We start from the raw sequence: 17,245 nt of genomic DNA, 5'->3' as shown, positions 1-17,245 counted from the left end.
AAACCGACCAATAACTTCAATTAACACAGAGATCTGCGCGCGGAAGTTAATGTGATTTATTAAGAGTAAGATTTTTTCGGTATTACGAAAGTGCTACGCCGACGATTCTGAAAGGAGGGAAATTGCTATCACTGGCACCCTGCTCAATGATTCAAGCAGAGGAAAGAAAAAGGTGGAGAGTCGATCTGTAAGCCGGGTTCTGTCTTGAACAGTCATTCGTCTACGATGGCCATCACTGGACATCTTTAGCAACCTACCCGGTCCCAGCGCGGGCCACGCCTTGGGACCCTATTTGGTCTTGCTCCAAGTGGGGTTTACCTAGCCACGAACTGTTGCCAGACGTGCGGTGCGCTCTTACCGCACCTTTTCACCCTTACCGGCGCCGAAGCGCTTAGGCGGTTATTTTCTGTGGCACTTTCCGTAGGCTCACGCCTCCCAGGCATTACCTGGCACTTCGCCCTATGGAGCCCGGACTTTCCTCCCCCCTCTAATTTTCATAGAGGGCAGCGACTGTCCGATCGACTCTCCGCCGCGCAGGTTAACGGCAGAGCGCCTGAAGAACAAGCGCTAAAACCCTTCAGCCATGCCTTTGCGTCGGTTTTTACTCGCCCTTCTGTTTATCCAGCGCAACCTGGTAGAGAACGTTCTTGCGCTCGCCGGTAATTTGCGCCGCCAAGGCTGCCGCACGCTTGAGTGGCATTTCTTCGAGCAACAGATTGAGCACGCGCATCGCCTCGCTGCTGACCGCATCTTCGCTCTCGGGAGCGGACCAGCCCGCGACCAGCACCACACACTCGCCACGCTGCTGATTGCTGTCGGACTCGACGAACTGACTCAGTTCGCTCAGCGGCAGCCCTTTGAGGGTTTCGAAGGTCTTGGTCAATTCGCGCGCCAGCAAGGCAGGACGCTCGGCGCCGAACACCAGTTCCATATCCTGCAGGCATTCGAGAATGCGGTGCGGGGCCTCATAAAAGATCAGCGTGCGCGGCTCTTCCTTTATAGCTTCAAGACGCGCGCGCCTTCCCACGGCCTTCGCCGGCAGGAAACCCTCGAAGATGAAGCGATCGGACGGCAACCCCGCCGCCGACAACGCGGCGATCAAGGCGCAGGCGCCCGGAACCGGCACCACATTGATCCCGGCGGCGCGAGCCTGGCGCACCAGGTGATAGCCCGGATCGGAAATCAGCGGCGTGCCGGCATCGGAGATCAGCGCGACATTGTCGCCCGCCAGCAGACGGGTAATGAAGCGGCTGCCTTCATCGCGCTCATTGTGCTCGTGGCAAGCCGCCAGCGGCGTGGAGATGCCGAAGTGTTGCATCAGGCGCTGGGAGTGACGGGTATCTTCGGCCGCGATCAGCGCGACTTCGCGCAAGATCTTCAGCGCGCGCGCACTGATGTCATCCAGGTTGCCGATGGGCGTCGCCACCACATAAAGCGAGCCCGCAGCGGAATTCAAAGCACCTGGAGCAGTCAAAGCGCACACCTCATGATCGATAAAGCGGCCATTGTAGCGCGTAGCGGCACTCGCGACAGACACCGGCAACACCTGGTTTTGCCGTCGTTTGTGGCGCAGCGCAACATTTGCACCAGCTAAATTGATCGATTAACGCCTGCAACATCGCGCCCCGGCCAGCGCTTGGGTACAATTCCACGCTAATTTGATCGAGTATCAGGAACGCTTACATGATCGCTTGCCTGCGGCTGTTCACTGCCCTCTGCCTCGCTGCCTTGCTGGCCGCTTGCGCCAGCTCGCCCTCCTCCAGCCTTGGCGAACTCCCACGGACCCCGGATGCCAGTATCGAGCAACTGCTGGAAAAGGCCGCCCAAAGCAAATCCCCGGAAGATGCCGCCCTGTTGCGCCTGAGCGCAGCGGACCTGGCCTATCGCCAGGGCAATGCCGCCCAATCCGCGCAAATTCTGCAGCAAGTGCCCGTGGAGCAGCTCAAGCCTGGCCAGCAGGTCTTCGCCAGCACACTGGCCGCGGAACTGGCCATGGCCCGCAACCAGCCGAAAGCCGCCCTGACCGCCCTGAACCATCCGAGCATGCAGCGTCTGGGTGAATTGCCGGAAGAGCAGCAAGTGCGCACCGGCACCGTTCGCGCCCGCGCCCTTGAAGCCGACGGCCAGACCCTGGCTGCCGCGCGCGAGCGGATCTTCATTGCACCGATGCTCAGCGGTGAAGCCGCCAGCAAGAACCACGAAGCCATCTGGGCGCTGATCGCCTCGTTGCCGACCGACCAGCTGCAGCCGAACACCACCGACGACCTCGGTGGCTGGATGAGCCTGGCACTGGCGGTCAAATCCGCCGGCACCGTGGAACAGCAACAGGCCGCCATCGACAAATGGCGCGCGGACAATCCGAAACACCCCGCCGCCATTCAACTGCCGTTGCCTCTGACCAAACTCAAGGAACTGGCCAGCCAGCCCCTGAGCAAAATTGCCCTGCTGCTGCCACAGGATGGCCAGCTGGCTTCGGTTGGCAAGGCATTGCGCGAAGGCTTCATGGCCGCTCACTACCAGGCCCAACAAGCCGGTCAGAAGCCCCCAGCCATTGAGTTCTATGACAGCTCGAAGCTCACCTCCCTCGACGAGTTCTATCGCAAGGCTCAGGCCGATGGCGTGCAGCTGGTCGTCGGCCCGCTGGAAAAACCGCTGGTCAAACAGCTGAGCACTCGCCCGCAACTGCCAATTACCACTCTGGCCTTGAACTACAGCGAAGGAGATCAAGGTCCGGCCCAATTGTTCCAGTTCGGTCTGGCCGCTGAAGACGAAGCCCGCGAAGTGTCCCGCCGCGCCCGTGCCGACGGCCTGCACCGCGCTGCCATCATGGTTCCGAAAGGCGAATGGGGCGACCGCGTGATGCGTGCGTTCAGCCAGGACTGGCAAGCCAACGGCGGCACCATCGTTGCCACCGAGCGCGTCGATCAGCCGGTGCAACTGGCCCAGCAGATTGCCGACATGTTCCAGCTGCGTCAGAGCGAAGGTCGCGCCAAGAGCCTGCAAAGCACTGTAGGTTCGCAGGTTGCCGCCCAGCCGTCCCGTCGCCAGGACATCGAATTCATCTTCCTGGCTGCCACACCGCAACAGGCTCAACAGATCAAGCCGACCCTGAACTTCCAGTACGCAGGCGACGTTCCGGTCTATGCCACTTCCCATGTATTCAGCGCCAGCGGCGACGTGAACCAGTACAACGACATGAACGGTATCCGCTTCTGCGAAACCCCATGGTTGCTGGACGCCAATGACCCGCTGCGCAAGCAGGTCACCGCTCAATGGCCACAAGCTGCCAGCAGCCTGGGCCGCCTGTATGCAATGGGTGTCGACGCCTATCGCCTGGCGCCACGCCTGGGCCAACTCAAGGCCCTGCCGGACAGCCGCATCGAAGGTCAGTCGGGCAGCCTGGGCATGTCGCAGAACCAGCGGGTCGTGCGTCAGTTGCCATGGGCCGAGTTCGTCAACGGTCAGGTCCAGCGCCTGCCGGACACCTCGCGCTGATGCCTGACAGGTCACGCCAGCAAAGCGGTAAAGATGCCGAGCGCCAGGCGCTCGAGCATCTTCAACAACAGGGTCTGCGCCTGGTGGCGCAGAACTGGTTGTGTAAACGCGGCGAGCTTGATCTGGTCATGTTGGATGGCGATACAGTAGTATTCGTTGAAGTTCGTTACAGAAAAAACACTCAATGGGGTGGCGCGCTCGATAGCATCGATGGGCGCAAACGGCAGAAACTGATTTTTGCCGCGCAATTTTTTCTTCAGCGCGAATCGCGCTGGGCCAATTCCCCTTGCCGTTTCGATGTGGTTGCCATTGATAGCGACCTCGATCAGTTGAACTGGTTACAAAATGCCTTCGACAGCTGATCGCCTGCACCCCGAACCGGAAACCGCCCAACACTTTTGCTCTTTGCTTTGCGGGCTGCACATTCACGTGCCGGACAGCCGCGCTCATTAAGGTCACACAGATGGACATGCAATCCCGAATTCGCCAGCTTTTTCAGGCCAGTATCGACACCAAGCAACAGGCGATGGAAGTACTTGCACCGCACATCGAGCAAGCCAGCCAGGTGATGGTCAACGCCCTGCTCAACGAAGGCAAAATGCTCTCCTGCGGCAACGGCGGCTCCGCCGGCGACGCCCAGCACTTCTCCTCCGAGCTGCTCAACCGCTTCGAGCGCGAGCGTCCGAGCCTGCCGGCCATCGCGCTGACCACCGACAGCTCGACCATTACCTCGATCGCCAACGACTACAGCTACAACGAAGTCTTTTCCAAGCAGATCCGTGCCCTCGGCCAGCCGGGCGATGTTCTGCTGGCGATTTCCACCAGCGGCAACTCGGCGAACATAATTCAAGCGATCCAGGCCGCACATGATCGCGAAATGATTGTCGTAGCATTGACCGGTCGCGATGGCGGCGGCATGGCGTCGCTGCTATTGCCCGAGGACGTGGAGATTCGCGTACCCGCCAACGTCACCGCTCGTATTCAGGAAGTCCACCTGCTGGCGATCCACTGCCTTTGCGACTTGATCGACAGCCAATTGTTCGGGAGTGAAGAATGACCCCTAATCGCCTCGGCCTACTGGCCCTGACCCTGTGCCTCGGCATCAGCGGCTGCACCTCGGTGGTTAATGCCAGCCGTGAAGCGCCCATTGAAGATGACCGCGGCACCCGCACCTTCGGCAGCAAGATCGACGACTCCCTGATCGATACCAAAGTCGGCGTGAACGTCGCCAAGGCCGATCCTGCCCTGGATAACGACTCGCACATCGTGGTCACCAGCTTCAACGGCGTCGTATTGCTCGCCGGCCAGACCCCGCGTGCCGACCTCAAGGCCAAGGCCGAACAGGCCGCTGCCGCCGTTCAGCGGGTCAAGACCGTACACAACGAACTGCAGGTCCTGCCACCTTCCTCGCTGCTGGCTCGCCAGAACGACACCTGGCTGACCACCAAGATCAAGACCCAGATGCTCACCGACCCGAACATCCCAGGTTCGCGGATCAAGGTCGTGACCGAGAACGGCATCGTTTATCTGCTGGGCCTGCTGACCAAGCAGGAAGCTGCCCAGGCGACCAATCTGGTGCAGGGCGTATCCGGTGTGCAAAAGATTGTGAAGCTGTTCGAATACATCGACTGATACACGCACATTCCGGCAATGCCGGAATGCAGGCAAATAAAAAGGCGATCCTTTCGGATCGCCTTTTTTTATTTCACCACTTTCAGACTGGGTCGACCGCTTGGGCGCGGCGGCTCGCTATCCGGTGGCGGAATATCGTCATCCGGCTCGATCTCGTCCTCATCACCCATAGGCGACTCCAGATCGAACACCATGCCTTGGCCGTTCTCCCGGGCGTAGATACCCAGGATCGATGCGATAGGCACATACAGCGTATGCGGCACGCCGCCAAAGCGGCCTTCGAAGCTGACTGCCTCGTTGTCCATGTGCAGGTGACGCACAGCCTGAGGCGATACGTTCAGGACGATTTGCCCATCACTGGCAAACCCCTGCGGCACCTGAACCGACGGATACTCGGAGTTCACGAGTATGTGCGGGGTGCAGTCGTTGTCCACAATCCACTCATAGAGCGCGCGGACCAGATAAGGTCGACTGGAGTTCATAGCGGCTCCTTAAGCCTTAGCGCATATCGCGTTCGACGCCAGACAGACTCGCCTGGAAAGCCTCACGCGCAAACTGGCGCTCCATGTAATCAAGCAGCGGCTTGGCAGGCCGCGGCAGTTCAATACCCAGAATCGGCAATCGCCAGAGTATTGGCAATAGGCAGCAATCCACCAGGCTTTGTTCCTCACTGAGGAAAAACGGCTTGTCGGCGAACAACGGCGACACGCCGGTCAGGCTTTCACGCAGCTCCTTGCGCGCAACGGCACGAGCCGCTTCCTTGGTGCGCGAATCCAGAATCAGATCCACCAGACCACACCAGTCACGCTGGATGCGGTGCATCAGCAGACGACTGTTGGCACGCGCCACCGGATACACCGGCAACAGTGGCGGATGCGGATAGCGCTCATCCAGGTATTCCATCACCACCGTGGACTCCCATAACGCCAGGTCCCGATCGACCAGGGTGGGCAAGCTGCCATAAGGGTTCACTTCGATCAGTTTAGGCGGCTGGCGACCCGCTTCCACGTAGATGATCTCGGCGCTGACACCCTTCTCTGCCAGTACGATTCGCACTCGGTGGGAATAGTGGTCGGCGGGGTCGGAGTAACAGGCCAACCGATTGGTCACGCCCATGGCGGTCCTCCTCGCTTGTAGAAATGATCGAAAGCGGAAAAACGAACGCGCCCAGAGGGCGCCTCCGGTAACGACTGGCAGACCAGACTCGTTACACCTTCAGAGGCGCCCTTGGGCGCGCGCGATTAACAGCAAATGCTTGAAGCTTTATCAGTGCACGTCTTTCCAGTATTCACGCTTGAGCAGATATGCAAATACGAAGAAGAACGCCAGGTACAGCAATACATATGTACCGATGCGCTGATGCTGCAGCTTAACCGGGTTAGCCGAGTAAGCCAGGAAGGTTACCAGATTCTTGACCTTCTCATCGAACTGCTCTTCGTTCAAAGTGCCGCTCTTCGGCACGATCGTCAGTTGATCGCACGCCTCATGAGTCAGCGGCGTACCGGTCAACGGGTCGAATTGCTTCTTGCCGTCTTCGACGATCTGGACCTGTTTGCAACCGACCACCTGACGACCTTGCAGGCCGACCAGGACGTTAGGCATGCCGACGTTCGGGAAGACCTTGTTGTTCACGCCCCAAGGACGCGATGGATCTTCGTAGAACGACTTCAGGTAGCCGTAGAGCCAGTCGGTACCGCGAACGCGAGCCACCAGGGTCAGGTCGGGCGGAGCCGCACCGAACCAGGTCTTGGCGTCAGCCGGCTGCATGCCGATGTTCATGTGGTCGCCGATCTTGGCGCCGGTGAACACCAGCTTCTCGAGCATCAGTTCATGAGGAATACCGAGGTCATCGGCAACACGCTCATAACGCTGGAACTTGGCGCTGTGGCAACCCATGCAATAGTTGGCAAAAGTACGCGCGCCATCCTGCATGGCAGCCTTGTCCGATACGTCGATGTCGACTTTTTCCAGCTCCGGACCACCGTGTTCAGCAGCGAAAGCGAACACCGGCAGTGCCGCGAGCATCAATACCGCAAATAGTTTTTTCATCAGCCAGTCACCCTTTCCGGAACCGGTTTGGTCTTCTCGAGCCGGGTATAGAACGGCATCAGAATGAAGTAGGCGAAGTACAGGAAGGTACATACCTGCGACAGCAACGTACGCCCAGGAGTAGGCGCCAATACGCCCAGAACACCCAAAATCACGAACGAAATGCAGAATACCCAGAGCCAGATCTTGCTCATCCAGCCTTTGTAGCGCATCGACTTGACCGGACTGCGGTCCAGCCACGGCAGGACGAACAGCACCGCGATGGCCGCACCCATGGCGATTACGCCGAAGAGCTTGTCCGGAACCGCACGCAAGATCGCGTAGAACGGGGTGAAGTACCAGACCGGAGCGATGTGCTCTGGAGTCTTGAAGGCGTTCGCCACTTCAAAGTTCGGCTTCTCGAGGAAATAACCACCCATCTCCGGGAAGAAGAACACGATCGAGCAGAAGATGAACAGGAACACCACCACACCGACGATATCCTTCACGGTGTAGTACGGATGGAAGGCAATGCCGTCCAGCGGTATGCCGTTCTCGTCCTTGTGTTTCTTGATGTCCACGCCGTCCGGGTTGTTCGAACCCACTTCGTGCAGCGCCAGGATGTGCAGCACCACCAGACCGAGAATCACGATCGGAAGGGCAACAACGTGCAAGGCGAAGAAGCGGTTCAGGGTAATACCGGAAATCAGGTAGTCACCACGGATCCACTGGGTCAGGTCGTTGCCGATGACCGGGATCGCACCGAACAGCGAGATGATCACCTGGGCGCCCCAGTAGGACATCTGCCCCCATGGCAGCAGGTAACCCATGAAGGCTTCAGCCATCAGCGCCAGGTAGATCAGCATGCCGAAGACCCACACCAGTTCACGCGGCTTCTGGTACGAACCGTAGAGCAGGCCACGGAACATGTGCAGATAGACCACGATGAAGAACGCCGAAGCGCCGGTGGAGTGCAGCAGACGCAGAATCGAGCCGTACTCGACGTCGCGCATGATGTATTCGACGGAAGCGAATGCCTCTTCCGCCGACGGGGTGTAGCTCATGGTCAGCCAGACACCGGTAACGATCTGGTTGACCAGAACGAGCAGTGCGAGGGAACCAAAGAAATAGAAGAAGTTGAAGTTCTTCGGGGCGTAGTACTTGCTGAGATGGTCTTCCCACATTTTGGTCGCGGGGAAGCGCGCATCAACCCAATCCATGAACTTGCTCATCACGCGTTCTCCTTATCGACGCCAATGACAATGATTTCATCGGTCTCATAGGAATGCGGGGGAACTGGCAGGTTCAAAGGCGCAGGTTGCGACTTGTAGACGCGACCAGCCAGGTCGTAGTGGGAGCCGTGGCAAGGGCAGAAATAACCACCTACCCAGTCCTTGCCCAGATCTGCGGGGGCGACTTCGGGACGGAATGTCGGCGAACAACCCAGGTGCGTGCAGATACCGATCAGCAGCAAAACCTCAGGTTTGATCGACCGGGTTTCCGGATCGACATAGGTCGGTTGAGTCGAGTTCTTGGAGTCCGGGTCAGACAGTTGACCCTCGATCTTTTTCAGATTCCCCAGGATTTCCGGAGTACGGCGGACGATGAATACCGGCTGGCCACGCCATTCAGCAATCATCTGCTGGCCTGGCTCGACTTTGCTGACATTCACTTTCACCGGTGCACCTGCGGCTTTCGCCTTGGCACTGGGAAACCATGACCCCACGAACGGGACCGCAGCCCCCACCGCTCCTGCAGCACCCACCACGGATGTAGCTGCTACCAGGAAGCGACGCCGGCCTGCATTCACGCCGTCATTGCTCATTCAGTCCTCTCCCATCAGCTTTGTGGCCTGTTAAATCAGGCATCTACTAAGTGAAACTCTGTACTTATAAAAATTTTGCCGAATGGTAATGAAAACCCCCAATTCTGACAAGGTAATTACCGGGAGCCACTCCCCCCAAGCCTTGTAGTATAGGGCGTCTACGGATGTGGCAAGTTGTCACAGAGCAATTCTTTTAAAAATCGCAGGCACAAAAAAACGCCCAGCTCCGTGAGGAAACTGGGCGTTCTTTTTTGAACGTGGAAGCGAATTAACGCTTCGAGTACTGCGGACGCTTACGCGCTTTACGCAGACCAACTTTCTTACGTTCAACTTCACGGGCGTCGCGAGTAACGAAGCCAGCTTTGCGCAGAGCGCTACGCAGAGTTTCGTCGTAGTCCATCAGAGCGCGAGTGATACCGTGGCGGATTGCGCCAGCCTGACCACTTACACCACCGCCGATCACGGTGACGTAGATGTCGAACTTCTCGACAGTCTCGGTCAGCTCCAGCGGCTGACGAACTACCATGCGGGCAGTTTCGCGACCGAAGAAGGTTTCCAGCGAACGGTTGTTGATGGAGATGTTACCAGTACCCGGACGCAGGAAAACGCGAGCGGTTGCGGTCTTGCGACGGCCAGTGCCGTAATTTTGAGTCGCCGACATAATGAACTATTCCGTTAAATCTTCAGTTCTTGGGGCTGCTGAGCAGTATGAGGGTGAGCAGCGCCCGCATAGACTTTCAGCTTACGGTACATGTCGCGACCCAGCGGGTTCTTAGGCAGCATGCCTTTTACCGCGGTCTCGATCACGCGCTCAGGGGCCTTGGCGATCAGCTTTTCAAAGTTGATCGACTTGATGCCGCCCGGGAAACCGGAGTGGGAGTAGTACATTTTGTCGCTGGTTTTAGCGCCAGTAACACGGATCTGCTCAGCATTGATAACGACGATGTAGTCGCCGGTGTCAACGTGAGGAGTGTACTCAGGCTTGTGCTTGCCACGCAGACGGCTGGCGATTTCGGTGGCCAGACGACCCAGGGTCTGACCAGCAGCGTCGACGACAAACCAGTCGCGCTTTACTGTTTCCGGTTTAGCAGTAAAAGTTTTCATTCTTTATAGCCTCAGGGGCCGCCTGTAAATAAGACGGCGGATCTTACTGAATAGTGCGTACTTTGACAAGTCAAAGGCAGCCGGATACAGACGCTTTCGGGGGCTCGGGTCGGCGCGTCCGTTCAACGGCAAGATTCTTCGGCGGCGGCGCATCACTTCCACTGCAGAAAGAGGTGCGCAATTATGCAGATTGCGAAAAATATTTCAACCTGCTTTTATGATTGCTTTGCCCAAGGAGGACTCGATGGAGTATCGCCAGTTAGGCCGGACCAATCTGAACGTCAGCGCAATTTGCCTGGGCACCATGACCTGGGGCGAGCAGAACAGCGAAGCAGACGCCTTCGCCCAGATTGAGCGGGCCAAGAGCGCCGGAATCAATTTCATCGACACCGCCGAGATGTACCCGGTACCGCCCAAGGCCGAAACCTACGCCACCACCGAACGTTACATCGGCAATTACTTCAAGAGCCGCGGCGATCGCGCCGACTGGATCCTGGCCAGCAAAATCGCCGGCCCGGGCAACACCATCGACTATATCCGTGACAAGAACCTGCGGCACAACCGCCAGCACATCACCGAAGCCTTGGATGGCAGCCTCAAGCGCCTGCAGACCGACTACATCGACCTCTACCAGTTGCACTGGCCCGAGCGCAGCACCAATTTCTTCGGACAATTGGGCTACAAGCACAAGATCGAAGCCAACCTGACGCCACTGGAGGACACCCTCGAAGCGCTGGACGAGCAGGTCAAGGCCGGCAAGATTCGCCACATCGGCCTGTCCAACGAAACGCCCTGGGGCACGATGCGTTTTCTCGCCCTGGCCGAAGCCCGTGGCTGGCCACGCGCGGTATCGATCCAGAACCCCTACAACCTGCTCAACCGCAGCTTCGAAGTCGGTCTGGCGGAAATTGCCATCCGCGAACAATGTGGATTGCTCGCCTATTCGCCGCTGGCGTTCGGTTTCCTGTCAGGCAAGTACGAAGGTGGCGCCCGTCCGCCGAAAGGTCGCCTGAGCCTCTACAGCCGCTTCAGCCGCTATTTCAACCCGCAGTCGGAAGCCGCCTGCAGCCGCTATGTGGCGCTGGCCCGCGAGCACGGTCTGGATCCGGCGCAAATGGCCCTGGCCTTTGTGACGCAGCAGCCGTTCGTCACCAGCAACATCATTGGGGCCACGACGCTGGAGCAACTGGACAGCAACATTGCCAGTTTTGATCTGAAATTGTCGGATGAAGTGCTGCAGGGGATCGAGGCGATTCACAAGGATCATCCGAATCCGGCGCCGTAACTGAGAGGAACGCGGAGCGTCCCCGGCTGCATTCCCACGCAGAGCGTGGGAACGATCTTCGCGGGCAAGCCATGCTCCTACAAGGATTCGTTGAACCTGTGGGAGCGTGGCTTGCCCGCGATGACGTCGGCCCTGACAAAACCAATTACAGCGACCGCGCAATAATCTCCTTCATGATCTCATTGGTCCCCGCATAAATCCGCTGCACCCGCGCATCCGCCCACGCCCGCGCAACCGGGTACTCCCACATGAAGCCGTAACCGCCATGCAGCTGCACGCACTCGTCGAGGACCTTGCATTGCAGGTCGGTGCCCCAGTACTTGGCCATCGCCGCCGTCGGCACGTCCAGCTTGCCTTGCAGATGCAGCTCCATGCAGCGGTCGACGAAGACCCGGCCGATCTGGATTTCAGTCGCCATCTCCGCCAGCTTGAATCGGGTGTTCTGGAAGTCGGCAATCGATTTGCCGAATGCCTTGCGCTCGCGGGTGTATTCCAGAGTCCACTCCAACGCCGCTTCGGCTGAAGCCAGACCGCCAATCGCCACGGTCAGACGCTCCTGCGGCAATTCCTGCATCAGGTAAGCAAAACCCATCCCCGCCTGCCCCAACAGGTTTTCCTTCGGTACCCGGACGTCCTGAAAGAACAGCTCCGAGGTGTCCTGGGCCTTCATGCCGACCTTTTCCAGGCGCTTGCCCTTGTCGAAGCCCGGCGTGTCGGCTTCCACCAGAAACAGACTGGTGCCCTTGGCGCCTGCCTTCGGATCGGTCTTGGCCACGACAATCACCAGATCCGCGAGATAGCCATTGGTAATGAAGGTTTTCGAGCCGTTGATCACGTACTCGTCACCCTCCAGTACCGCCGTGGTCTTCACCCCTTGCAGGTCGGAACCGGCACCGGGCTCGGTCATGGCGATGGCAGTGACCATCTCCCCGGAGACCAGTTTCGGCAGGTATTTTTGTTTCAGCATTTCACTGCCGTAATGCAGGATGTACGGCGCCACGATGTCCGAATGCAGGGAGAAACCGATGCCGGTCAGCCCCAGTCGCCCGACCTCTTCGATCACTACCGCGCTGTAGAGAAAGTCCGCGCCCAGGCCGCCGTATTCTTCCGGTAGGTGCGAGCACAACATCCCCGCCTCGCCCGCCTTGTTCCAGAGTTTGCGATCGATGAAGCCCTGTTTTTCCCACTGCCCATGGAACGGTACCGCCTCTTTTTCGAGAAAGGTTCGCACGCTGTCACGGAAGAGTTCGTGCTCGGAACTGAACAAGGTTCTGGGGATCATGCGGCACCTGTCGTTAATTTTTGGAAGAAGTTGACCTTCAGAGACTAAGCCGCAGGTCCGATACAGGACACTGGACACATCCGACAAAAAATAAGACGATCCAGCCGTCTGGTGACCACTTTCCCCTATAAGAACAAAAGTTGAATTATGTCTAACCAAGCCTCCACGCCCCTGCGGCGCGTCAGCATCCTGGCCTTCGACCGGGTTTTCGCTTCCACCCTCATGCAAGCCAAGGATTTCTTCCACCTCGCCAGCCTGCGCTACGGCAAGCAGTTGGGCCACGGTCTGGTACCGGCCTTCGAAACCCGGCTGGTCAGCCCCGACGGCAAACCAGTGCAGAGTTTCAGCAATGTGCTGATGCCGGTGGACGGCGGACTGGAAAATGCCGACATCATCGTCATTCCCGCGTTCTGGGACGATTTCGAGATCCTCTGCCAGCGTTATCCACAGGTCCTGCCGTGGCTGCGCCAGCAACATGCCCGCGGCGCAGTATTGTGCGGCGAGGCCACCGGGGTGTTCTGGCTGGCGGAAGCCGGGCTGCTCGACGGCAAGGAAGCGACCACCTACTGGCGCTTCTTCAATGCCTTCGCTGAACGCTTCCCGCGGGTTTACCTCAATCAGGACAAGCACCTGACCGACGCCGACAACCTGTACTGCGCCGGCGGCACCACCTCCGCCTGCGATCTGTACATCTACCTGATCGAGCGCTTCTGCGGCGCCAACGTGTCTCAGGCCGTGGCACGAGACATTCTCTATGAAGTGCAGCGCAGCTACTCGCCGGGACGCATCGGCTTCGGCGGCCAGAAACTGCATCAGGATGTGATCATCCTGCAGATCCAGCACTGGCTCGAAGAACACTTCGCCGACAAATTCCGCTTCGAAGACGTCGCCCGCGAACACGGCATGAGCATCCGCAACTTCATGCGCCGCTTCCAGACCGCCACCGGCGACAAGCCTTTGCACTACCTGCAACGCCTGCGCATCGAAACCGCCAAGGGCCTGTTGTCGGGTAGCCGCAAGAGCATCAAGACCATCAGCTACGAAGTCGGCTACGACGACGCCAGCTTCTTCGCCCGCCTGTTCCGCCAGCACACCGAGCTTTCGCCGAACCAGTATCGCCAGCAGTTCCAGCAAGCGGCCTAACCCCTCCCCCTTGTAGGAGCAAGGCTTGCCCGCGAAGACGGAGTGACATTCAACATCTCCGTTGGCTGACACGCCGCCTTCGCGGGCAAGCCTCGCTCCCACAGGGATTCCGGGTGCCTAGGCAATTTGGTACACATTTTCGGAAACAGACTACAACCCGAACAGAATCGCCTGACTTACACCCACCTGCGACTTCACCTTTTATTGGCACGCCACTGAAACAGCGTGAACAACAATAAAAAGAGGTCATCAGGAATGAGCGAGCCAACAAGCCCCGTTCGTGTCGCCGTCGTGCAATTCGATCCTCAGGTCGGCGTCGAGAACCATGAAGCCAACCTGAGCCAGAGTCTTGAACTGGCGCAGGAAGCGGTAAACGGCGGGGCAAATCTCATCGTGCTGCCGGAGCTGTGCAACACGGGTTATCTCTTCACCAACCGGCAGGATGCCTTCGCCCATGCCGAGCGGGTTCCCGACGGGCCGAGCGTTCAACTCTGGATCGACTTCGCCCGCAAACAAAAGGTTTACCTGGTAGCCGGTGTCGCCGAACGCGATGGCATGCGGCTGTTCAATACGGGCGTCCTGCTCGGTCCATGCGGCTTTATCGGCAAATATCGCAAGGCCCATCTCTGGAATCTGGAGAAGCTCTGGTTCACGCCCGGTGATCTGGGCTTTCCGGTATTCGATACGCCCATCGGCCGCATTGGGCTGCTGATCTGCTGGGACATCTGGTTCCCGGAAGTGCCGCGAATCCTCAGCCAACAGGGCGCGGATATCATTTGCAGCCTGAACAACTGGGTCTGGACTCCACCGCCGCTGTTCGACGATGCCGGCAAGTGCATGGCGTCGTACCTGACCATGACTGCGGCGCACGTCAATAACGTGTTTATCGCGGCAGCCAGCCGGATCGGCGAGGAACGAGGCGCCCGTTATCTAGGATGTTCACTGATTGCCGGCACCAACGGCTGGCCGATCGGCGCCGTGGCCTCGGCAGATCAGCAGGAGATACTGTTCGCCGATATCGACCTGACCAGTTCGCGCAGCGCGCCGATCTGGAATGCCCTCAACGATCTGCATCGTGATCGGCGCACCGATCTGTACGACCCGATGCTCGGTTACACCCATCACCCTCGCCTCCCGCGTTGAAGGAGGCCTGACCATGGATTTTTCCACCGCAAGAAACCAACGTGTCAGTCCTACGGACAAAACCGTTGCCCTGCTGTTCATCGGCGCGATATTGCTTATTGTCTGCCTGTGGCTGGACAACCGAGCCCTGGGGGCGACGCACTGGCCGGGCTACGGCGAGATGGTCTCGGCACTCCCCGATCCGCTTGCCTGGTTACGCTGGGTACTAGGTGATATCAGCGAGGTGGCGTTCTACAAGCACGAGTTCGCCTCGATCGGTCTGCTGGCTGGCGCCTATCTCGCCTACTATGCAAGTCGAACGGGCAAGTCCTGGCAGGGCTTTGCCATTTCCTATGGCACGGGGCTTTGGCCGTGGCTGGTCACCAGTTCGTTGCTGGGGTTGCTCTTGAGCAATCTACTGTGGGGGTGGACAGTCAGCGCCGGCGACTGGCAGCCCACCTTCGTCGCCTTCGTTTCGTTGCCGGCGGCGATGGTGCTGATGTTCGGTGGCGGCTGGAAGGTCACGATCAACGCCGCAATCATGGGAGCACTGCTGGTCACGCCGATGTGCCTGTTGATAGTCAACTATGTTTGCAATCCATTGGCCCTGCCAGCGGTGATCGGCAACGTAGCGGGTATGGCCATCGCCAGCGTAGTAGCGTTTCTGATCTGCCGATATTGGCCGAGTTTGGTGAGGACAACGCGACCCGAGAAACCAGCCGCCACCCCTGCTCCCAAAACACCTGGCTACGGCGTGATCTGGACCCTGCGCCGGGTATTGGCGGACTTTTCCGAGGCCCCCTTCTTCGGCAACGAGTGGGCCAGTCTTGGCCTGCTATTGGGCGCAGTACTGGCCTACAGCCTTAACCCCCTGAGCCCGGCATACGGTTCCGGCCTGCTGTTGCACATCATCGCCGCCCAGGCGCTGACCTCCGCCATTGGCGTGCTGTTCTGGCGTCACCAATGGATGGCGCACGGCTGGTATCCCACCTACATCCCGCTGGTGTCGGTCGTGCCCGCATCGATCCTGACCCACGGCGCCAGCTGGGGAGTCATGGTGACGAGCGCGTGGCTGGGCGCATTGCTGGCCCCTCCCCTGGCCCATGCAATCGCCAAACGCCTGCCGGCCGACATGCACACCTACATCGCCAATGTCCTGTCGATGGCCATCAGCACGCTTCTGATCGTGCCGCTGATCGGCTTCATGTTCGGGGAATAACCAACCCTTCCCATCTCAAACGAGCGAGGTATCACATGGACCTGCCAAAACTGGCCATCGCGGCACTCGGCGGCACGGTGAGTATGCAAACCGGCAAGACCGGTGAAGGGGTGACGCCGTCGGTCAGCGGCGAAACCCTGCTGGCCTCCATTCCGGGGCTCAATACGCTGGCCCGGGTGACGGTGGAAACCCTGGGCCTGCTGCCCAGCGCTTCGCAGGATTTCGAGTTTTTGCTGAGTGTATTGGCCTGGGCGAAGTTTCAGGTCAAGCAGGGTGCCGCGGGGGTGGTGATTACCCAGGGCACCGACACCCTCGAAGAGGCCGCGCAGTTCTTCGATTACCTGTGGCCCCACGACCAGCCCCTGGTGCTGACCGGTGCGATGCGTTCCGCTGCACAACCGGGTGCAGACGGGCCGGCGAACTTGCTGGATGCCTGTCGTGTCGCCCTGGCGGAGAACAGCCGCCAGCGCGGGGTTCAGGTAGTGATGAACGGGCAGATTCATCTGGCGCGCAGCATACGCAAGACCGACTCACTGGCCTTGCAGGCATTCACTTCACCCAACGTGGGCCCGGCGGGCCTGTTGCTGGAGGATCGGGTTTGCTACCTGCGCTCGTCGGACCCGCGCGTCGTGTTGCCCCTGCCGCAACAGACCAGCCACAAAGTCGCGCTGCTCGAGGCATCGCTGTCGGCCGACACTCTGCTGTTGGAGAACATCGTTGCGCTGGGGTACGACGGGCTGGTTATCGCAGGTTTCGGTGCCGGTCACGTCTCGCCAGACTGGGCGACGGAGATTGGGCATATCGCCAAGGACATTCCGGTGATCGTCGCTACGCGTACCGGCTCCGGGTCTACGGCGCGGGCTACTTATGGTTTCAGAGGTGGCGAGATGGATTTGATTCGCAAGGGAGTGTCGATGGCGGGGTTTGTGTGTCCGCGCAAGGCGAGGATTCTGTTGTGGCTGCTGATCGGGTGTCAGCAGCAGGATGAGGTGGGGCGGTATCTGAATGGTGATTCCTTTCCCAAAAACTAAACATGACCCTGTAGGAGCGAGGCTTGCCCGCGAAGGCGGTGTGCCTGCTGCCTTGATGCTGAATGTGCCGCCGTCTTCG

18 protein-coding genes and 1 other RNA gene are annotated in these 17,245 nt (G+C 59.2%); 9 read left to right on the top strand and 10 right to left on the bottom strand.

Annotated features, from left to right (window positions below; translation table 11 throughout):
* Nucleotides 1-172 precede the first annotated feature (172 nt).
* Nucleotides 173-526, bottom strand: an RNA gene (gene rnpB / locus ACW9JE_RS07070) — RNase P RNA component class A.
* Between the two features lie 75 nt (nucleotides 527-601).
* Nucleotides 602-1,474: a 16S rRNA (cytidine(1402)-2'-O)-methyltransferase gene (rsmI, locus tag ACW9JE_RS07065; RefSeq protein ID WP_457432325.1), complete on the bottom strand. Its 873-nt coding sequence runs from the start codon at nucleotides 1,472-1,474 to the stop codon at nucleotides 602-604.
* Nucleotides 1,475-1,683: 209 nt separating this feature from the next.
* Here rsmI and ACW9JE_RS07060 point away from each other — a divergent pair, with 209 nt between their 5' ends.
* The 4 genes from ACW9JE_RS07060 to ACW9JE_RS07045 all read left to right on the top strand — a co-directional run bounded on the left by ACW9JE_RS07060 (nucleotide 1,684) and on the right by ACW9JE_RS07045 (nucleotide 5,127).
* Nucleotides 1,684-3,495, top strand: coding sequence for a penicillin-binding protein activator (locus ACW9JE_RS07060; protein ID WP_457432324.1), 1,812 nt, complete (start codon nucleotides 1,684-1,686; stop codon nucleotides 3,493-3,495).
* Entirely contained in the window at nucleotides 3,495-3,857 is a 363-nt protein-coding gene (locus ACW9JE_RS07055; protein WP_175377797.1) for a YraN family protein, read from the top strand. The genes ACW9JE_RS07060 and ACW9JE_RS07055 overlap by 1 nt, the downstream gene beginning before the upstream one ends.
* Nucleotides 3,858-3,958: 101 nt before the next feature.
* Complete coding sequence (locus ACW9JE_RS07050; protein WP_095192986.1) at nucleotides 3,959-4,552, top strand: phosphoheptose isomerase; 594 nt, start codon at nucleotides 3,959-3,961, stop codon at nucleotides 4,550-4,552.
* Entirely contained in the window at nucleotides 4,549-5,127 is a 579-nt protein-coding gene (locus ACW9JE_RS07045; RefSeq protein ID WP_175377795.1) for a BON domain-containing protein, read from the top strand. Before ACW9JE_RS07050 ends, ACW9JE_RS07045 begins: the two co-directional genes overlap by 4 nt.
* Before the next feature lie 68 nt (nucleotides 5,128-5,195).
* Here ACW9JE_RS07045 and ACW9JE_RS07040 read toward each other — a convergent pair whose 3' ends face one another.
* From ACW9JE_RS07040 to rplM, 7 genes are all read right to left on the bottom strand, one after another.
* On the bottom strand, nucleotides 5,196-5,609 hold the full coding sequence (locus ACW9JE_RS07040) for a ClpXP protease specificity-enhancing factor (protein WP_110964812.1): 414 nt from the start codon (nucleotides 5,607-5,609) through the stop codon (nucleotides 5,196-5,198).
* Nucleotides 5,610-5,625: 16 nt separating this feature from the next.
* Nucleotides 5,626-6,243 carry a glutathione S-transferase N-terminal domain-containing protein gene (locus ACW9JE_RS07035; protein ID WP_007989864.1) on the bottom strand — a complete coding sequence of 206 codons (618 nt, stop codon included), beginning with the start codon at nucleotides 6,241-6,243 and terminating at the stop codon, nucleotides 5,626-5,628.
* Between the two features lie 150 nt (nucleotides 6,244-6,393).
* On the bottom strand, nucleotides 6,394-7,176 hold the full coding sequence (locus ACW9JE_RS07030) for a cytochrome c1 (protein ID WP_224533533.1): 783 nt from the start codon (nucleotides 7,174-7,176) through the stop codon (nucleotides 6,394-6,396).
* Nucleotides 7,176-8,387, bottom strand: a complete 1,212-nt coding sequence (locus ACW9JE_RS07025) for a cytochrome b (RefSeq protein ID WP_224533534.1) — start codon at nucleotides 8,385-8,387, stop codon at nucleotides 7,176-7,178. Before ACW9JE_RS07025 ends, ACW9JE_RS07030 begins: the two co-directional genes overlap by 1 nt.
* Nucleotides 8,387-8,980 carry a ubiquinol-cytochrome c reductase iron-sulfur subunit gene (gene petA / locus ACW9JE_RS07020; RefSeq protein WP_224533535.1) on the bottom strand — a complete coding sequence of 198 codons (594 nt, stop codon included), beginning with the start codon at nucleotides 8,978-8,980 and terminating at the stop codon, nucleotides 8,387-8,389. Before petA ends, ACW9JE_RS07025 begins: the two co-directional genes overlap by 1 nt.
* Nucleotides 8,981-9,248: 268 nt before the next feature.
* Nucleotides 9,249-9,641 (bottom strand): 30S ribosomal protein S9, encoded by a 393-nt coding sequence (gene rpsI / locus ACW9JE_RS07015; protein WP_119427677.1) that lies wholly within the window; start codon nucleotides 9,639-9,641, stop codon nucleotides 9,249-9,251.
* 14 nt (nucleotides 9,642-9,655) lie between these two features.
* Entirely contained in the window at nucleotides 9,656-10,084 is a 429-nt protein-coding gene (rplM, locus tag ACW9JE_RS07010; RefSeq protein WP_110964818.1) for a 50S ribosomal protein L13, read from the bottom strand.
* Between the two features lie 244 nt (nucleotides 10,085-10,328).
* On the opposite strand from rplM, the gene ACW9JE_RS07005 reads away from it, so the two are divergent.
* Nucleotides 10,329-11,369, top strand: a complete 1,041-nt coding sequence (locus tag ACW9JE_RS07005; RefSeq protein WP_457432323.1) for an NADP(H)-dependent aldo-keto reductase — start codon at nucleotides 10,329-10,331, stop codon at nucleotides 11,367-11,369.
* Between the two features lie 145 nt (nucleotides 11,370-11,514).
* On the opposite strand, the gene ACW9JE_RS07000 is transcribed toward ACW9JE_RS07005, so the two are convergent.
* The gene (locus ACW9JE_RS07000; RefSeq protein WP_457432322.1) at nucleotides 11,515-12,651 is read right to left on the bottom strand and encodes an acyl-CoA dehydrogenase family protein; all 1,137 of its coding nucleotides are present in this window, start codon (nucleotides 12,649-12,651) and stop codon (nucleotides 11,515-11,517) included.
* A 222-nt stretch (nucleotides 12,652-12,873) separates the two neighbouring features.
* On the opposite strand from ACW9JE_RS07000, the gene ACW9JE_RS06995 reads away from it, so the two are divergent.
* The 4 genes from ACW9JE_RS06995 (at nucleotide 12,874) to ACW9JE_RS06980 (ending at nucleotide 17,166) form a co-directional block, all read left to right on the top strand.
* On the top strand, nucleotides 12,874-13,794 hold the full coding sequence (locus tag ACW9JE_RS06995) for a GlxA family transcriptional regulator (RefSeq protein WP_224533568.1): 921 nt from the start codon (nucleotides 12,874-12,876) through the stop codon (nucleotides 13,792-13,794).
* Between the two features lie 255 nt (nucleotides 13,795-14,049).
* Nucleotides 14,050-14,937: a nitrilase family protein gene (locus ACW9JE_RS06990; protein WP_224533538.1), complete on the top strand. Its 888-nt coding sequence runs from the start codon at nucleotides 14,050-14,052 to the stop codon at nucleotides 14,935-14,937.
* 13 nt (nucleotides 14,938-14,950) lie between these two features.
* Complete coding sequence (locus ACW9JE_RS06985; RefSeq protein ID WP_224533539.1) at nucleotides 14,951-16,135, top strand: threonine/serine exporter family protein; 1,185 nt, start codon at nucleotides 14,951-14,953, stop codon at nucleotides 16,133-16,135.
* A 35-nt stretch (nucleotides 16,136-16,170) separates the two neighbouring features.
* Complete coding sequence (locus ACW9JE_RS06980) at nucleotides 16,171-17,166, top strand: asparaginase (protein ID WP_457432321.1); 996 nt, start codon at nucleotides 16,171-16,173, stop codon at nucleotides 17,164-17,166.
* Nucleotides 17,167-17,245 lie beyond the last annotated feature (79 nt).

This window comes from Pseudomonas sp. SDO55104_S430, assembly GCF_054070595.1.
This window is presented reverse-complemented; position numbering and strand designations above follow the sequence as displayed.